This is a genomic window from Ruegeria sp. BC6 (assembly GCF_056539185.1).
Genome location: NZ_JBQFUM010000006.1, coordinates 64,200 through 80,103, shown reverse-complemented (window position 1 = coordinate 80,103; position 15,904 = coordinate 64,200). Strand labels below are relative to the sequence as shown.

22 protein-coding genes are annotated in these 15,904 nt (G+C 62.7%); 6 read left to right on the top strand and 16 right to left on the bottom strand.

Annotated elements, in window-relative coordinates; translation table 11 throughout:
- Nucleotides 1-6 precede the first annotated feature (6 nt).
- Nucleotides 7-1,362 (bottom strand): homogentisate 1,2-dioxygenase, encoded by a 1,356-nt coding sequence (hmgA, locus tag ACR0MM_RS16915; protein WP_480697491.1) that lies wholly within the window; start codon nt 1,360-1,362, stop codon nt 7-9.
- Between the two features lie 56 nt (nt 1,363-1,418).
- Here hmgA and ACR0MM_RS16910 point away from each other — a divergent pair, with 56 nt between their 5' ends.
- Nucleotides 1,419-1,871, top strand: coding sequence for a MarR family winged helix-turn-helix transcriptional regulator (locus tag ACR0MM_RS16910; RefSeq protein WP_093965172.1), 453 nt, complete (start codon nt 1,419-1,421; stop codon nt 1,869-1,871).
- Nucleotides 1,872-1,930: 59 nt separating this feature from the next.
- The gene (locus ACR0MM_RS16905) at nt 1,931-3,163 is read left to right on the top strand and encodes an adenylate/guanylate cyclase domain-containing protein (RefSeq protein ID WP_480697489.1); all 1,233 of its coding nucleotides are present in this window, start codon (nt 1,931-1,933) and stop codon (nt 3,161-3,163) included.
- On the opposite strand, the gene ACR0MM_RS16900 is transcribed toward ACR0MM_RS16905, so the two are convergent.
- Nucleotides 3,160-3,969, bottom strand: coding sequence for a division plane positioning ATPase MipZ (locus ACR0MM_RS16900; protein WP_093965175.1), 810 nt, complete (start codon nt 3,967-3,969; stop codon nt 3,160-3,162). The genes ACR0MM_RS16905 and ACR0MM_RS16900 overlap by 4 nt on opposite strands.
- Nucleotides 3,970-4,187: 218 nt before the next feature.
- On the opposite strand from ACR0MM_RS16900, the gene ACR0MM_RS16895 reads away from it, so the two are divergent.
- A complete protein-coding gene (locus tag ACR0MM_RS16895) occupies nt 4,188-5,075 on the top strand; it encodes an AEC family transporter (protein ID WP_170439823.1) in 888 nt (295 codons plus the stop codon).
- Nucleotides 5,076-5,100: 25 nt separating this feature from the next.
- A complete protein-coding gene (locus tag ACR0MM_RS16890) occupies nt 5,101-5,421 on the top strand; it encodes a Dabb family protein (protein WP_480697487.1) in 321 nt (106 codons plus the stop codon).
- A 64-nt stretch (nt 5,422-5,485) separates the two neighbouring features.
- On the opposite strand, the gene rpmE is transcribed toward ACR0MM_RS16890, so the two are convergent.
- A complete protein-coding gene (gene rpmE, locus ACR0MM_RS16885; protein ID WP_093965180.1) occupies nt 5,486-5,707 on the bottom strand; it encodes a 50S ribosomal protein L31 in 222 nt (73 codons plus the stop codon).
- 11 nt (nt 5,708-5,718) lie between these two features.
- On the bottom strand, nt 5,719-6,102 hold the full coding sequence (gene rplS / locus ACR0MM_RS16880) for a 50S ribosomal protein L19 (RefSeq protein ID WP_093965183.1): 384 nt from the start codon (nt 6,100-6,102) through the stop codon (nt 5,719-5,721).
- A 395-nt stretch (nt 6,103-6,497) separates the two neighbouring features.
- Here rplS and ACR0MM_RS16875 point away from each other — a divergent pair, with 395 nt between their 5' ends.
- Nucleotides 6,498-7,301 (top strand): glycoside hydrolase family 25 protein, encoded by an 804-nt coding sequence (locus tag ACR0MM_RS16875; protein WP_480697485.1) that lies wholly within the window; start codon nt 6,498-6,500, stop codon nt 7,299-7,301.
- Here the strand turns inward: ACR0MM_RS16875 and trmD are convergent.
- The 10 genes from trmD to ffh form a co-directional block, all read right to left on the bottom strand.
- Complete coding sequence (gene trmD, locus ACR0MM_RS16870) at nt 7,298-8,107, bottom strand: tRNA (guanosine(37)-N1)-methyltransferase TrmD (protein WP_170542080.1); 810 nt, start codon at nt 8,105-8,107, stop codon at nt 7,298-7,300. The two genes, ACR0MM_RS16875 and trmD, sit on opposite strands and share 4 nt — an antisense overlap.
- A complete protein-coding gene (locus ACR0MM_RS16865) occupies nt 8,104-8,922 on the bottom strand; it encodes a hypothetical protein (RefSeq protein ID WP_480697484.1) in 819 nt (272 codons plus the stop codon). Before ACR0MM_RS16865 ends, trmD begins: the two co-directional genes overlap by 4 nt.
- The gene (gene rimM / locus ACR0MM_RS16860) at nt 8,919-9,422 is read right to left on the bottom strand and encodes a ribosome maturation factor RimM (protein WP_093965189.1); all 504 of its coding nucleotides are present in this window, start codon (nt 9,420-9,422) and stop codon (nt 8,919-8,921) included. The genes ACR0MM_RS16865 and rimM overlap by 4 nt, the downstream gene beginning before the upstream one ends.
- The gene (locus ACR0MM_RS16855; RefSeq protein WP_170366219.1) at nt 9,415-9,564 is read right to left on the bottom strand and encodes a hypothetical protein; all 150 of its coding nucleotides are present in this window, start codon (nt 9,562-9,564) and stop codon (nt 9,415-9,417) included. The genes rimM and ACR0MM_RS16855 overlap by 8 nt, the downstream gene beginning before the upstream one ends.
- A 6-nt stretch (nt 9,565-9,570) precedes the next feature.
- Complete coding sequence (bluB, locus tag ACR0MM_RS16850; RefSeq protein ID WP_480697482.1) at nt 9,571-10,206, bottom strand: 5,6-dimethylbenzimidazole synthase; 636 nt, start codon at nt 10,204-10,206, stop codon at nt 9,571-9,573.
- A 12-nt stretch (nt 10,207-10,218) separates the two neighbouring features.
- Nucleotides 10,219-10,614, bottom strand: a complete 396-nt coding sequence (gene rpsP, locus ACR0MM_RS16845; protein ID WP_170361464.1) for a 30S ribosomal protein S16 — start codon at nt 10,612-10,614, stop codon at nt 10,219-10,221.
- A 70-nt stretch (nt 10,615-10,684) separates the two neighbouring features.
- A complete protein-coding gene (locus tag ACR0MM_RS16840) occupies nt 10,685-10,981 on the bottom strand; it encodes a chorismate mutase (protein ID WP_170342735.1) in 297 nt (98 codons plus the stop codon).
- Nucleotides 10,978-11,529, bottom strand: a complete 552-nt coding sequence (locus ACR0MM_RS16835) for a GNAT family N-acetyltransferase (RefSeq protein ID WP_480697479.1) — start codon at nt 11,527-11,529, stop codon at nt 10,978-10,980. Before ACR0MM_RS16835 ends, ACR0MM_RS16840 begins: the two co-directional genes overlap by 4 nt.
- Nucleotides 11,526-12,134 (bottom strand): GNAT family N-acetyltransferase, encoded by a 609-nt coding sequence (locus tag ACR0MM_RS16830; protein ID WP_480697477.1) that lies wholly within the window; start codon nt 12,132-12,134, stop codon nt 11,526-11,528. The genes ACR0MM_RS16835 and ACR0MM_RS16830 overlap by 4 nt, the downstream gene beginning before the upstream one ends.
- Nucleotides 12,135-13,643 (bottom strand): signal recognition particle protein, encoded by a 1,509-nt coding sequence (gene ffh / locus ACR0MM_RS16825; protein WP_170462060.1) that lies wholly within the window; start codon nt 13,641-13,643, stop codon nt 12,135-12,137. It abuts the gene before it with no gap.
- Nucleotides 13,644-13,901: 258 nt separating this feature from the next.
- Here ffh and ACR0MM_RS16820 point away from each other — a divergent pair, with 258 nt between their 5' ends.
- On the top strand, nt 13,902-14,432 hold the full coding sequence (locus ACR0MM_RS16820) for a prolyl-tRNA synthetase associated domain-containing protein (protein WP_170392258.1): 531 nt from the start codon (nt 13,902-13,904) through the stop codon (nt 14,430-14,432).
- Here ACR0MM_RS16820 and ACR0MM_RS16815 read toward each other — a convergent pair whose 3' ends face one another.
- Nucleotides 14,433-15,173 carry an aspartate/glutamate racemase family protein gene (locus ACR0MM_RS16815; protein WP_170442024.1) on the bottom strand — a complete coding sequence of 247 codons (741 nt, stop codon included), beginning with the start codon at nt 15,171-15,173 and terminating at the stop codon, nt 14,433-14,435.
- A gap of 73 nt (nt 15,174-15,246) precedes the next feature.
- Complete coding sequence (locus ACR0MM_RS16810; protein ID WP_170366227.1) at nt 15,247-15,828, bottom strand: FMN-dependent NADH-azoreductase; 582 nt, start codon at nt 15,826-15,828, stop codon at nt 15,247-15,249.
- Between the last annotated feature and the right edge of the window lie 76 nt (nt 15,829-15,904).

Here is a 15,904-nt window from a genome sequence, read left to right as displayed (position 1 = left end):
CCGGTGTCATTTCTTGCCGGGCGTGCCGTCGAATTTCTTTTCCAGATCCGTCCAGCAATCGATGTAGTCATCCTGCAGCGGCGCCTCGTTCGCGGCAAAGGCGGTCAGGTGCTGCGGAAAGCGGGTCTCGAACATGAAGGACATGGTGTTGTCCAGCTTGTCCGGCCCCAGATTGGCGTTGGACGCCTTTTCAAAGGCTTCTTTGTCGGGGCCATGCGGGATCATCATGTTGTGCAGGCTCATGCCGCCCGGCACGAAGCCCTGCGGCTTGGCGTCATACTGGCCGTAGATATTGCCCATCAGCTCGGACATGATGTTCTTGTGGTACCACGGCGGGCGGAACGTGTCCTCCATCACCATCCAGCGTTCGCGGAACAGCACGAAATCGATATTGGCCGTGCCCGGCACGCCCGAAGGCGCGGTCAGCACGGTGAAGATCGACGGATCCGGGTGGTCGAACAGGATCGCCCCGACTGGGCAGTAGGTGCGCAGGTCGTATTTGTAGGGCGCGTAGTTGCCGTGCCAGGCCACCACGTCCAGCGGGCTGTGGCCGATCTTGGTGGTGTGGAACTGGCCGCACCACTTGATCGTCACGGTCGAGGGCACCTCGCGATCTTCGAAGGCCGCCACGGGCGCCTTGAAGTCGCGCGGGTTGGCCATGCAGTTCGCGCCGATCGGGCCGCGGCCCGGCAGCTCGAATTTCTGGCCGTAATTCTCGCAGACGAAACCGCGGCAGGGGCCTTCCAGCACCTCGACGCGGTAGACCAGCCCGCGCGGGATGATGGCGATTTCCTTGGGTTTCAGGTCGATGATGCCCAGCTCGGTCGCAAAGCGCAGGCGGCCTTCCTGTGGCACCACCAGCAGCTCGGAATCGGCCGAGAAGAAATAGTCGTCCACCATCGATTCGGTGACCAGATAGATGTGGCTGGCCATGCCGACCTGGGTGTTCACGTCGCCGGCGGTGGTCATGGTGCGCATGCCGGTCAGCCAGGTCAGCGGCTGGTCGGAATGGGGCACCGCGTCCCAGCGGTACTGGCCCAGGCTGATCACGTCCGGATCGACATTCGGGGCGCTTTTCCAATAGGGCAGGTCGATCTTTTCATAGCGGTGCGAATGCTTGACCGATGGCCGGATGCGATAGCACCAGGTGCGCTCGGGCGGGTTGGCGGTGAAGGCGGTGCCGCTAAGCTGTTCGCCATATAGGCCATAGTTGCATTTCTGCGGGCTGTTCATGCCCTGCGGCAGCGCGCCGGGCAGCGCCTCGGTTTCAAAGTCATTGCCAAACCCGGGCATATAGCCTGCATGGGTGCCAACGGGCGTGCTGGCTTGGGTCAGAGCGTGCGGGTCAGTCGGACGATTCATCGGGGTTCCTCCGTTTGCTGCTTGTCGGATAATAGTTGATTTTGTAACTAACAACCATGACACAGCCAGATTCCGCCGAAAAAGATGACTTCGACCTGCGAAATTTCCTGCCCTTCCTGCTCAACCAGGCGGCCGAGGAAAGCTCGTTGGATTTCCAGAAGGTTTACAAGAACCGCTATGGGATGCTGCGCACCGAATGGCGCGTGTTGTTCCACCTTGGCAATTACGGAGAGATGACCGCCAAGCAGATCGGGGAACGTGCCAAGATGCACAAGACCAAGATCAGCCGCGCGGTGCACAAGCTGGAACAGCGCCGATACCTGCGGCGCACCCGCGACGAAAACGACCGCCGGATGGAGCGGCTGACCCTGACACCCGCCGGTCTGACGGTGTACCGCGAATTGCGCGACATCGCCCGCGACTATGACGCTCGGCTGGCGGGCATGTTCACCACGGGCGAGGCGGCGCTGTTGCGGATGATGCTGCGGCGGCTGGCCGGGATGGACTGACCTCTGGTAATCTGGCCCCGCAGCCCCCAAGTGGGGTGCAGACCAGACGGAGCCCCAAGATGCCATCCACCGACCCCAAAGCCCGCGCCGATGATCTGATTGGATGGTTGCTGGACCGGGGGTTGGAAGGGGCCGAACAGTCGGAAATACTCGAAGGCTATTGCCTGCGGCTTGTAGATGCGGGCGTTCCCCTGATGCGGTTTCACGCCGCCCAGAGCGCCTATCACCCCACTTACGGCGGCACCGGTTTCAACTGGTACCGGGACGAAGGGGGCAGCGTCGAGAATTACGAGCACCGCGAGGAATTGCCTGATCAGTGGGTTTCCAGCCCGCTCTACGAGATGCTGCAGTCCGGCGCGAAGGAGCTGCGTGAAAGGCTGAAAGACCAGAACGAACCCAGCCGATTTCCGTTTTTGAACGAACTGCACCAGAAAGGTGCCACAGACTACTTTGCATCCGGTCTGGTTCTGCAGAAGGTCGAGCCCGAAAACCGGATTGCCCTGGATCAGATGCCCGAGGGGGTCTTGATGTCGTGGACGACGGACCATGCCGAGGGGTTCGACGACATTCACCTGAATCTGATCCGATATGCCCTGCCGCATCTGGGGCTGGCCTTGAAATCGGCCTCGAACCGGAAAATGGCGCAGGATCTGCTGCGCGTCTATCTGGGGCGGGATGCGGGTCGGCGCGTGTTGTCGGGGGAAATCCGGCGCGGATCGTTGCAGCAGATCGACGCCGTGATCTGGAACTTCGACCTCGAGGGCTTTACCGGCCTGGCCGAACGCCTTCCCGGGTCAGACATCATCGCCATGCTGAACGACTATCTGGCCGTGGCGGTCGAGGTCGTTCAGGGTTGTGGCGGCAATATCCTAAAATTCATGGGCGACGGGCTGATGGCCATGTTCGACGTGGGCGAGATCGACGAGGACGCCCGCGCCGCGCTGGCCGCCGTTGGCGTCCTGCAGACGCGTATGGCCGAGCTCAACGCGGAACGGGCCGCCGCCGGCCTGCCGGTCGCCAATTTCACACTTGCCTTGCATTCGGGCGAGATCCTTTATGGCAATATCGGTGCTGAAAGCCGGCTGGATTTCACCGTGATCGGACCGGCGGTGAACCAGGCCGCGCGTATCGCAGGCATGCACCGCTCGCTGGACCGGCGTATCTTGATCTCGGATGACGTGGCCCGTGCCGCTCAGCCCTGCGAACAGGACCTGATCTCGGTCGGGCGCTATATGCTGCGCGGCGTGCCCGAACCCAAAGAGCTGTTCACGATCTACGCGCCGACGGCCTAGAAGTCGATCTCGACCCCAGGCAGGTTCAGTTCACGCATCATGTCGCGCAACTCCTGACGGGCAGCGATGTTCGAAATGTTGAGCTGTTTCACCCCGATATCCTTGAGGTCCAGCAGGGTCAGCCCGCGCGGGAAAAGCTCGCGAAAGATCACACGTTCGGAAAAGCCCGAGGCGACGCGGAAGCCGATACGCTGCGACAGCATCTCAATGGCGCGCTGCATCTTTTCCTTGTTGACCATGCGCTGGGTGCCCACGCGGTTGCGCACCACCACCCAGTCGATCGGTTTCAGCCCGGCCTGCGCCCGCAATTGCCGCGCGTTCCAGACCATCTCGGAATAGACCGAGGGCCCGAGGATCTTTTCGCCCTTCGAGTCGATCCGGGCCAGCAGGTCGAAATCGATGAAACTGTCGTTCAGCGGCGTGATCAGCGTGTCGGCCAGCGAATGAGCCACCTGGCTCAGCCTTGTGTGTGAGCCGGGGCAGTCGATCAGGATGAAATCGCTGTCGCTCTCCAACTCGGCCACGGCGGCCGACAGACGGTGGTCATAGATGTTCTCGCCGGGTTTGAGCTTGCTTGCGTCGATCTCGGGCAGGTCATGGTGACGCGGGCTGGGCAGCTCCAGCTTTTCCGTGGAAAGGAAATTGCGGCGGTTCTCGAAATAGCGGCCCAGGCTGCGCTGCCGCAGGTCCAGATCCAGGGTGCTGACCTTGTTGCCCAAACGCGCAAGCGCGGTTGCAACATGCATGGAAACCGTCGACTTGCCTGCGCCGCCCTTTTCGTTCCCCACAACGATGATATGTGCCATACCTGTATTCCCAAGTCGCGCCGTGTTTGCCTACACGTTGTTTGAACCCACTATATGTTGTGTGATCCGCGAAGAAAAGCGGTCCTGTAGGGTCTGCGGGACAATATCAGTGTCAAAATTGGATTTTTTCGCGATACCCGCAGCTTGACGCTTGGTTGTTGCCAAACGGGGCGTGCGCCGCCACAGTCTGCAAACTGACTTGGACGCAAGGACCCGGCTTGGAGCACGTATTCCTGAACGTATTGAACATCGTTCTGCCGGTGCTGATCTGTGCCGGTGTGGGGTACGGGCTGGCGGTCGCGCGCGCACCGTTCGACAACAAGGTGATCGGCGGGATTGTCTCGAAGGTGGGATATCCGACACTGATCATCTCTCATCTGTCCGCCACCAAGATCCAGATTGCCACGTTTCTGGACATGATGGCGGCTGCTGCCCTCGCCATTGCGGCGTTCGGCGTGCTCGGGTTTCTGGCGTTGCGGCTGTTGCGCTGGCCGGTGCGGGCGTTTCTGACACCGCTGATGCATGGCAATGTGGGCAATATCGGATTGCCGGTCACTTTGCTGGCACTGGGCGATGCGGGCATGGCCTATACGATGGCTTTTGTCGTCGTGGTGTTGGTGAGCATTTTCACGGTAGGCATGTGGATCCCGGCCGGAGAGTTCTCGGCGCGCAAGCTTGCAACATCTCCGATCATCTATGCGGTTGCCATCGCGCTGACGCTGATGGCTACGGGTTCTGCCCTGCCGCAACCGATCGCCAAATCCTTTGACATTCTGGGCGGGCTGTCGATCCCGCTGATGTTGCTGACACTGGGTCACACGCTGGCCACGCTTCGGACGGGCAGCCTTGGCCGGGCAGTCGTTCTGACAGGTCTGCATCTCGTTCTGGCCGTCGGGATCGCCACCACGCTTGTCTGGCTGTTCGGCTTTACCGGGGTCGAACGCGGAGCGTTGATCCTGTGCTGCCTGATGCCGTCCTCGGTTGCGACATACCTGTTCATCGACCAGCATGTTCCGGAATATGGCCCGGAAGTGGCCGGATACATCATGGTCTCAACCTTGACGACGATCCTGGTGCTGCCGCTCGCCTTGGCCTACTGGATCTGACTTTGCCCAACCAGGAACCGACATCATGATATTGCACTGCGTGTTCTTCACTTTCCGATCAGATGCACCGCAGGACGCGCGCCGCGCCGTTCTGACCGGCTTGGCCGAGCTATGCGCTGATCTGGACGGGGCCTTGGCCTTTGAAAGCGGCCCCAATCTCGATTTCGAAGGAAAGTCGCAGGATTATCGCGATGGGTTCGTGATCCGCTTTGCGGATCAACCCGCCGTGAAGGCTTACGCCGAACACCCGACACACCGCCGGTTGGGCGGTCAGCTGTGTGATCTGTGTCAGAATGGTGCCGACGGGATCATCGTCTTTGACCTAGACGTGCCGGACGCGCAATAGAAGCGGCCAACGAAAAAGGCCGCCCCCTCGGGGACGGCCTTGGAATTTCCGCAAAGGCGCTGGTTCAGAAACCCAGGCCTTCGTACTTCTTCTTGAACTTCGAGACGCGACCGCCGGCGTCCATCAGACGCGACGAGCCACCGGTCCACGCGGGGTGCGAGGAGGGGTCGATTTCCAGGGCCAGCTGATCGCCTTCGGCACCCCAGGTCGATTTCATCTGGATCACGGTGCCGTCGGTCAGTTTGACGTCGATCATGTGGTAGTCGGGATGGATGTCTTTTTTCATCTTTCCGCTCCTTACGCCTCGGCGCCAGCCTTGGGCTTGTAGTTGGTGACTTCTGCGATACGGGCGGATTTACCGCGACGGGTACGCAGATAGTAAAGTTTGGCGCGACGGACGCGGCCACGACGGACAACGGTGATGCTGTCGATGTTGGTCGAATACAGCGGGAACACACGCTCCACGCCTTCGCCAAACGAAATCTTGCGAACGGTGAACGATCCGGCGATGCCGTCGCCGTTTTTACGCGCGATGCAGACACCTTCGTAGTTCTGCACACGGGTGCGCGAGCCTTCGGTCACCTTGTAGCCGACACGGATGGTGTCACCGGCTTTGAAGTCGGGGATGTCTTTCCCCAGGGCGGCAATCTGTTCCGCCTCAAGCTGTGCGATCAGGTCCATCGCAGTTACTCCTATCTGCTCGTGGTTGGTCCACGAAGTTGGGCACGATCTGAGAGCTCTTGGTCTTCTCCGGGTCCCGCGATCTGCAGCCCGCCAGAGGTCAGGTCGAATGTTCCTTTTGGTCCGGGTTATTCCACAGCTTCCCTGATCCGAAGAAGGGCAGGTGCGTTCCTGCGATCAACCCAAAACACCGGAGTCGCCCCAAAGGCGGCACCGGATTGCGCCCGTTTAGGGAAGTCGGACGAGCATATCAAGCCCAAATCGCCGGTTTTCAGGCCAAATCGCGGTGGATTTGGTGGGAATCCGCCGTCACACGTACCGCGGCGTTGCCTTGTGCCGGGGATCGGGCATTCTGGGTCATAATTTGAGGGCAGGTTTAGAGGCAGAGCAACACGATGAGCAAAGCGATTTTCTGCGTGGTTCTTACGCTGGCACTGATGTCTTGCGGGCGTCGTGCGCCGGCGCCCCAAATCTTAGACCAACCGGTGGTCGCGGGACTTTCCGGACCTTCGGTTCTGTACCCAGCCTTTGCGGATGCCGACCCGCATGACTGGGAGCGGCGGCGGCCCGAGCACTATCCCGTGCATGGGCTCGACGTCTCGCGCTGGCAGGGACCGATCGACTGGCGTCAGGCCAAGGCCTCGGGGGTCAGTTTCGTGTTCATAAAGGCGACCGAAGGGGGCGACGTGGCCGATCCGATGTTCCAGGATCACAGTCAGGGCGCCCGGGCGGCTGGGGTTCCGTGGGGTGCATATCACTATTACTACTTCTGCCGCCCCGCGGCCGAGCAGGCCCGCTGGTTCATTCGCAACGTTCCCCGAGTGGCCGACCTGCCGCATGTGCTGGACATGGAATGGACCCCCCATTCCAAAACCTGCACCCTGCGCCCCGATGGCAAGACGGTGCGGGCCGAGGCGGAAAGGTTCCTCGACATATTGGAGCGACATTACGGTCGCCGGCCGATCGTCTACACCACCGTCGATTTCTACGAGGACACAGGTATCGGACGGCTGCCAAAGACCGAGTTCTGGCTGCGCTCGGTCGCGGGGCATCCGCGCAATGTCTATCCCAAGGCAGTCTGGCGGTTCTGGCAGTATACGGGCACCGGTTTGGTTCCCGGCGTGCAGGGGCGGGTGGACATCAACGCCTTCAACGGCTCACCTGATATTTGGGCGCGTTGGAAGGCGGGCGCACCCTAGTCTTCGGCTTCCCCGCGCGCCTTCAGGTAGGCATCCCACAGGTCCGGGCGCCGCGCGCGGGTAATCTCTTCCGCCATCTGGTGACGCCATTCGGCGATGCGCCCATGATGTCCAGACATCAGGATCGGGGGGATTTCGCGCCCGTTCCACTCGGCCGGCCGAGTGTATTGCGGGTGTTCCAGCAAGCCGGACGAAAAGCTCTCTTCCTCGGTCGAGGCCTGATTTCCCAGAACCCCGGGCAGCAGTCGCACGGTGGCGTCGATCAGCGCCTGCGCGGCAATCTCGCCTCCGGTCATGACGAAATCGCCCAGCGAGACTTCCTGGATGCCGTAGTGCTCCAAAACCCGTTCATCAACGCCTTCAAAGCGGCCACACAACAGGGTTATGCCATCGCAACGGGCCAAGTTCTGCATCATGCGCTGATCCATCCGGCGCCCGCGCGGGCTGAGGTAGATCAGCGGCCAGTTGCCCTGCACCCCATCCATAGTGTGATCAATGGCGGCCCCCAGTACATCCGGCCGCAACACCATGCCGGCACCGCCGCCTGCGGGCGTGTCGTCGACATTGCGATGCTTGCCGACACCGAACTGCCGCAGATCGACCGTTTCCAGTTGCCACAGACCCTCCTGCAGCGCCTTGCCGGTCAGGCTTTCGCCCAAGACGCCAGGAAAGGCAGATGGGAACAGCGTGATCACCTTGGCCTTCCACACGCCATGCAGGTCCGGCGTGGGCGTCAGCAGCTCACGCGGTTTCAGCGTGGGGCGAATAGCCTTGCGGCCATATGACTTTGCAGGTTTGTCCGTCATGTGTTCGTGGTCAGACTGATTTGAGCGCGTTCGACGATGCGGGCTTTCTGTCGGACCAGCGCCGCCTCGTCCAGCCCCGATCGGTTCAACTCGAGCATTTCGGACAGCGCTTCTTGCGGCAATGCCGGGTTTGACCGAGTGGGCTTGACCAGCAGGGTGGCCTTCTCGGGCGGCAGGTCCAGGAATTCGGCAAAAGGTGTGCCGGGGCCAAAGCTATGCTCACGCAGGTCTTCCAGCCATTCGGTCTGCACTCGAACCGAGGGCAGCCGATCACGAACGGCGTCCGCAGTCTGCTGCAGCGAAGGGAGCTCTTCGAGCCTCTCGCGGAACGTGTCAAAATCCTGCACCAACCGCGTGCGCTGAAGATCATGGGCCCAGAGACTGCGGATCCAACTGCCGCGCTGGCGCAGCGAGAGATAGACGGTGATGTCCAGTTCCGACCCGACCAGCCGGTTGCGGAGCGTATCGACCACGCAGGCGGCCAGATCTGGGGCTTCGGCGTATCCCACAACCAAATTGCGGCTGGGGCGAAGCCCCGAGAAGTTCTCCTCGCTCAGGATCAGGCCGCGCTTTTCCCCGAAATCCAGCGTCGCCAGAAGTTCGCGCCAGCGATTGCCGAATTCGGACAGCGTGCCGAATGTCCCATACAGCGAATGGCGCGTGGCGGCTTCGGATAACCCGGATTTGCGGGTGACATATGGCAGAACCAATGCGTGGCGCGGCCAGATAAGTGCCCGGTTCTCGAACAGAAAGGATTGCGCGGCGGTCGTGCCGGTTTTGTGAAGGCCCAGATGCAGCAGGATGCGCCGCGTCACAGCAGGCCCTCGGGAGGGTCGGCGACGATACGCCCGGCTTCAAGGTCAACCGTGGGTACGGCCGCTTTGGTGAATGGCAGAAATACAGTGGATTTCAACCCGGGCCCGTGCAGTTCGAGCAGGTCGTCGGCGCCGTGGTTCTGCACCGATTTGACCCGCCCCAGCAGGGTTCCCCCGGTGTCATAGACCTCAAGCCCCAAAAGGTCGGCGTGATAGAATTCGTCATCCGGCAGCGATGGCAACTGCTCGCGCCGGGCATAAAGGCGCAGCCCCTTCAGGGCGTCCGCCTGTTCCTTGGTTTCGACCCCGCCCAGACGCGCGGCAAATCCGTTCTTGATCGCGCGTGTGATGATCAGCGGATAGCGCTGGGCACCACTCTCGTCGGTCAGAGGGGAGTAGGTCTCGATATCCTCGGGTACCGCGCAGTAGCTTTTCAGGCGGACCTCGCCGCGTACGCCGAAGGACCCGGCGATGCTGCCGACACAGATCAGATCAGTCATTGGGCATTTCCGTTGTCACGCATATTCCACTTTCCCAGACACCGATTTCGTCACAGGCTTCGCGCTGGTTGCTGCGTTCGAAGAACACGCCCACAATAAAGGCGATCAGCAGCAGGATGGGAAGGCGTATCAATCCAAACATGCCACCCTACCGCGTTTCCACCGGCAGGCTGCCGCGGCGGCATTCCCAGCCCAGGGTTTCCAGTTCGGGCGTGTCCGAACGGTCCTCGGGCCAGCCCACGCAGAAATAGCCGATCAGCCGCCAGCGTTCCGGCACCGACAGGTCGCGGGCCAGCCGGTCGGGATCGAGGATCGAGACCCAGCCCAGCCCCAGCCCATGCGCGCGCAGCGCCAGCCAGAACAAAGTGACGGCCGAGACCACCGAATAGCGGCGCATCTCGGGCATGGTGCCGGCGCCCAGCCCCTGGCCCTTGTCGGTGGCATCATCACAGAACACCGCCAGCTGCACCGGGGCTTCCTGCATGCCCGACAGTTTCAGCTGGCTGTACAACTGCGCTCGGTCACCGGAGTAGCCCGCCAGCGCCGCGTCATTGGCCGCCTTGAAGTTCTCCAGCGCCGCGGTCCGGGCCGCAGGGCTTTCGACGCGGATCACGCGCCACGGTTCGCTCAGCCCCACCGAAGGGGCCAGCTGAAACGCGTCGAGGCAGCGCGTCAGCACTGCCTCGTCCACCGCGTCGGTGCGGAACCGGCGTACATCGCGCCGGAGCCGCATCAACAGATCGAACTGCGTGCGGAAATCTTCGGTGAAAGCCTGATCCTGCACGCGCCCGCCTGTTTACTCTTCTGCAGCAGCAGCTTCTTCTTCGGCCGGAGCGGCAGCAGCCTCTGCGGCTTCAGCAGCCTTGGCGGCTTTCTCTTCGGTGCGCTCCTGGGCTTTCTTGCCCGGGGTGCCCTTCTGAGGGTTGTTGCGCTCGGCTTTCTCTTTGGCGCCGGCGGCTTCCAGCATGCGGGCGATCCGGTCAGTCGGCTGCGCGCCCTGGTCCAGCCAGTACTGGATGCGCTCCATGTTCATCTTCACGCGCTCTTCGCTGTCTTTCGGCAGCAGCGGGTTGTAGGTGCCCAGCTTCTCGATGAAGCGGCCGTCACGCGGCATGCGGCTGTCCGCTGCAACGATGCGGTAGAAGGGGCGCTTTTTCGAGCCGCCACGGGCCAGACGAATTTTCATTGCCATTGTGGTATCTCCTTTGGATGGCGTTGGCCGGATTGCTCCGGCTATTTCTGGTGTTTGTTGAACCTCGGGTTCACTTCTGGTGTTTCTTGTGGTGTCGGATGACTTCCTGAATGATGAAATTCAGGAAAGCCTTGGCAAAATCGGGGTCCAGATCCGCCTCTTTCGCCAGGTCTTCGAGCCGTGCGATCTGCGCGGCCTCGCGCGAGGGATCGGACGGGGGAAGTTCGTGTTCGGCCTTGAGCTTGCCAACGGCCTGCGTGTGCTTGAACCGCTCGGCCAGCGTATAGACCAGGATCGCATCCAGCCGGTCGATACTTTCGCGGTGGTCTTTCAGCAAGGCCGCGGCCCGCGTCACGGGATTGTTCATTGGCCGGTCCTTTCGGTGTTCAGATCGGTCGTTGACGTGTCGAGTTTCGGGTGCCGCCAGATCTGTGCGGACTTGCCCAGCACTTCGCCCTCGCGCTCGTAGGTGGCACCGAGACGCTGGGCCAGAGCGCGCGAGCGGTCATTGGCGTGGGCGATGTAGCTGATGACGCCGTTCAGCCCCTGATGGCGCGCCGCATGGTCGCGAGCGGCCTGCGCGGCCTCGAAGCCCAGACCCTTGCCCTCGGCCTGCTCCATGAGGGTCCAGCCCAGCTCGGGTTCGTCCCAGCCCGGCACATAGATCATGCCGGTCCAGCCCACGAAAGCACCGCTGGCCTTTTCGGTCAGGTGCCACAGGCCATAGCCGCGCAGCGCCCAGTGGCCAAGCCGGTTCGCTAGTCCGTTCCAGCAGCCCGCCGCATCCCTGGGGCCGCCCACCATGTGGCTGCGCTCGGTCGCGTAGAAGGCCGTCATGGCCGGCAGGTCGTCCGGATGCGGTGCCCGAAGGATCAGGCGCTCAGTCTCAAGGGTCGGGATGGTGAAGGTCGTCATGCGTAGGCCTCCATCCCGCCATCGCCGTCGCCGGGCAGATGACGATAGACCAGAACCGACTCGTCGAACCCGGACTCAGCCTGCAGGTCGCGCTGGGCGCCCAGGCGCTCGGCCACGCTGGCCGAGGCTGCGTTGTCGGGGTCCACATAGCTGACCAGTGACGGCAGGGCCTGCGGCCCCAGTGCAAAGTCACGAGCGGCTTCGGCTGCCTCGGTTGCAATGCCACGCCCTTCGGCGGCTTCGGTCAGCAGATAGCCCAGCTCGTGTTCGCGGTCGCCGAATTCCATGCCAATCGACACGAAACCCAGAACCTGACCGCCCGCGCGGTCCTCGATGGCCCACATTCCCGCGCCGCGCAGCAGCCAGCCCGCGACGTATTGCGAGAAATCCAGCCAGGCCGCCTGCCGGTTAAACGGGCCGTCCATGTGTTTGGCACGGTCCGACATCAGGATGTCGGCATAGGTGTCGAAATCCCCGATCCGCGGCGCGCGCAGCACCAGCCGCGCGGTCTCCAGCCGCGGCAAGTCCGCAGCCAGCCGCGCCGACAGCGCGGCGGCGGGGCCGGTGGCCGGAGCCTCCCAGGGATATGCGACGGGCGCGGTCACTTACTTCTTCTTTCCGAATCCGCTCAGGCCGGGGGGCAGGGCCATGCCGCCGCCCATGCCGGTCATGCCGCCGGGCATCTTGCCGCCCATCGCCTTGGCCGCGGCTTCCAGCGCCTTGGGGTCCATGCCCGCGGCCATTTCTTCGGGCGAGGGGCCGCCTTTGCCGAACATGCCTTTCATGGCCTGTTTCAGCATCTTGCCTTTGCCCATCTTGCCCATCTTCTTCATCATGTCCGACATCTGCCGGTGCATCTTGAGCAGCTTGTTGATGTCGCTGACTTCCATGCCCGACCCGGCCGCGATGCGTTTCTTGCGGCTGGCCTGCAGCAACGCGGGGTTGGCGCGTTCTTTCTTGGTCATCGACTGGATCATGGCGATCTGCTGGCGCAGGATCCGGTCGTCCAGCCCGGCCTGATCCATCTGCTTGGCCATCTTGCCCATGCCCGGCATCATGCCCATCATGCCCTGCATGCCGCCCATCTGGATCATCTGTTCCAGCTGCATCTTCAGGTCGTTCATGTTGAACTGACCCTTCATCATGCGCTTCATCATGCGCTCGGTCTGCTCGAGCTCCATGGTCTCCTGGGCTTTTTCGACCAGTGAGACGATGTCGCCCATGCCCAGGATCCGGCCCGCGATGCGGTCGGGCTCGAAGGTTTCCAGCGCATCCATCTTCTCGCCCAGACCGACGAAGCGGATGGGCTTGCCGGTCACTGCGCGCATCGACAGCGCCGCGCCGCCGCGGCCGTCACCGTCCATCCGGGTCAGGACCACGCCCGAGATGCCGACCTTGGCATCGAACTCCTCGGCCACTTCGACGGCGACCTGACCGGTCAGGCCGTCAACCACCAGCAGGGTCTCGCGCGGGTCGACCACGTTGCGGACCTGCTCGACCTCGTCCATCAGGACCTCGTCGATGTGCAGACGGCCCGCTGTGTCGAGCATGTAGACGTCATAGCCGCCCAGCGTGGCCTGCTGTTTGGCGCGCTTGGCGATGTCCACCGGTTTCTGGCCCGGCACGATCGGCAGGGTGTCCACCCCGATCTGGGAGCCCAGCACCGCCAGCTGGTCCATCGCCGCCGGGCGGTAAACGTCCAGCGAGGCCATCAGGACCTTCTTGCCCTCTTTTTCTTTCAGGCGCTTGGCGAGCTTGCCGGTGGTCGTCGTCTTACCCGAGCCCTGCAGGCCGACCATCAGGATCGGCGCGGGCGGGTTGTCGATCTTCAGCTTGCCCGGGTCGTCCTCGCCGCGCAGGGTATCGACCAGCGCGTCGTGCACGATCTTGACGACCTGCTGGCCCGGCGTGATTGACTTGGTCACCGCCTGGCCGGTCGCCTGTTCCTGAACCTTTTTGACGAACGCACGCGCCACTGGCAGCGATACGTCGGCCTCAAGCAGCGCCACGCGAACTTCGCGCAGGGCGGTTTTGACGTCTTCCTCGGACAGGGCGCCCTGTTTGGTCAGCCGGTCAAAGACGCCAGAGAGGCGTTCGGATAGATTTTCAAACATGCCTTCGGCCTCCTTCGCCGGTTGTCGGTTGGCGCCCCATAGATAGGGGCGGACGGGTCAATGCACAAACGCCCCCACGGGCGAAACTCGCTGGTGGGGGGCGATCCCTGAACGACTCAAGGGACCGGAAGAACAGACGCTTCCGGATGTTGCGTTGGCGTTTAGGCCCATTAGCCGCCTGAGTCAACCATCCGCGCTTGCCGGGTTGCATCGTCTGGCCCCGTCGGCCATCACTGGCGCGATATTCGGGAGAAGACCATGGACGCCTCATCCGCCTTTCAGGACTCATTGCCGCTCAGTTCGGACGCCTTGCTGGCGCAGTTGGACGATTGGGGGCTGCCCTATCGTCTGCACAGCCACGTCCCGCTGCGGACGGTCGAAGAGTCGAAGGCGGTCGAAGATCAGTTCATGGTGCCGGGCGAAAACGCGTTGCGGCTCAAGAACCTGTATCTGCGCGACAAGAAAAAGCGGAACTACCTGGTGACGCTGGAACAAAGCCGCGAGATCGACCTCAAGGCGCTGGGCGCCGAACTGGGTGTAGGCAACCTGTCCTTCGGGTCGGCGGATCGGCTGATGCAGAACCTCGGCATCCGTCCCGGCGCGGTCAGCCCGCTGGCCATGATAAACGGCGTTGGCAACGGTGTACGGTTCTTCATGGACCACGCGGCGCAGCGCGCGGACGTGATCTATATGCATCCATTGGTCAACGACCGGACGGTGGCCATGGCGCGCGACGACCTGATGGCCTTCTTCGACCGGATCGGGTGCGAGGTCACCTGGCTGCCGTGATCATTCGCTCAGCGCCTCTTTCAACGCGGCGGCGACATGGGCGGCCGAGGGATTGACGAACAGGTGCCCGTCGGCCTCAAAAACCGGGTCATCAAGATGTTGGGGAAAGGCCAGCGGCAATTCCGTGCAGGCCAGCAGGATCGCGGTTCCGGGGGCGGCGTGCCGATTGCAGAATGCCAGCAGACGGCCGCGGGCATTGGCCGAGGCACCGCCGTAGAACTCGGTGTCGATCATGGCCTGCATTTCCGCGATCTGGTCCTCGGGAAGTCGGTCATTGGCTGTGATGCCTTCAGCCGCCAGCCGTTCCGCATAGTGGCGCGCTTGCATCGTGACCGAGGTTCCCAGCACCAGCGCGCTTTTGGCGCCTGTCGTTTTGGTTGCCACGGCGGTTGCATCAAAGATACTCAGGATCGGGATGGTCACGCCCTGCCGGATCGCATGCAAACGGGCGTGAGGTGTGTTCGAGGCGATGATGCCGAAATCACATCCCGCCTGCTCAAGCGTCAGCAGTGCATCGCGGAAAACGGCATCGAACGCGGCCCAGCTTGCTTCGTCGCCGGCGGTTCCGCGCAGCGCGCGGGTTTTGGCCTGGGTGACGGACTCGATGGTCATCGGAGGAACAGGCAGCGGTGATCCGTGCCCACGGTCTGCAAAATGGCGTCCGGCGCCCTCGGCGATGGCGCGGTAGTAGTCTATTGTCGACGCCCAGCCGACCCCGCCCAAAATTCCGATCTTCTTCATGACAACCGTCCAATCTGCCGATCCCGCTCGGGGACAGATTGGACGGTTTGACCGGGGATGGCCAGTGGCCGGATCAGGCGGCCAGTTCGGCGACGGCTTTCTGGGCGTTGCTCAGAGTTGCTTCCGGGTCCAGCGCCATGCGGTCAGCGGCCACCACATCCACGTCATGGATGCCGATGAAGCCCAGAACATGGCGGGCGTATCCGGTTGCAAAGTCGATCTCGGACCCCACTGCGGTACCGCCCGAAGCGATGGCGAGGATGGCGCGCTTGCCCTCCAGCAGGCCTTTGGGGCCATTCTCGGTATACGAGAACGTCAGGCCTGCACGGGCGACCAGATCGATCCAGGCCTTGAAGGCGGCCGGGACCGAGAAATTGTAGATCGGCAGCCCGATCACCACCGTGTCGGCCTGCTGCAGTTCCTTGACCAACTCGTCCGACAGGGCCAGCAGGTCGCGCTGGGTGGCGTCGCGTTGATCGGCGGGGGTGAAGTTGGCGGTGATCCAGTCCTCGGTCAGCAGTGGCAGGGGGGTGGCCAGGTCGCGGCGGATGATGCGGCTGGCGCCCAGGTGCTGGACGATGCGGGCCGACAGGTCGCGGGTGGCCGAGCCGGTGCGGCGGGCCGAGGCGTCGATATGCAGGATGGTCTTTGTCATGGCGTGGGTCCTTCTCAGGGTTCGGATTTTGCGTCTGAGCCCAATATGAGTATTGCGTGAGCGAACGAAACTGGGA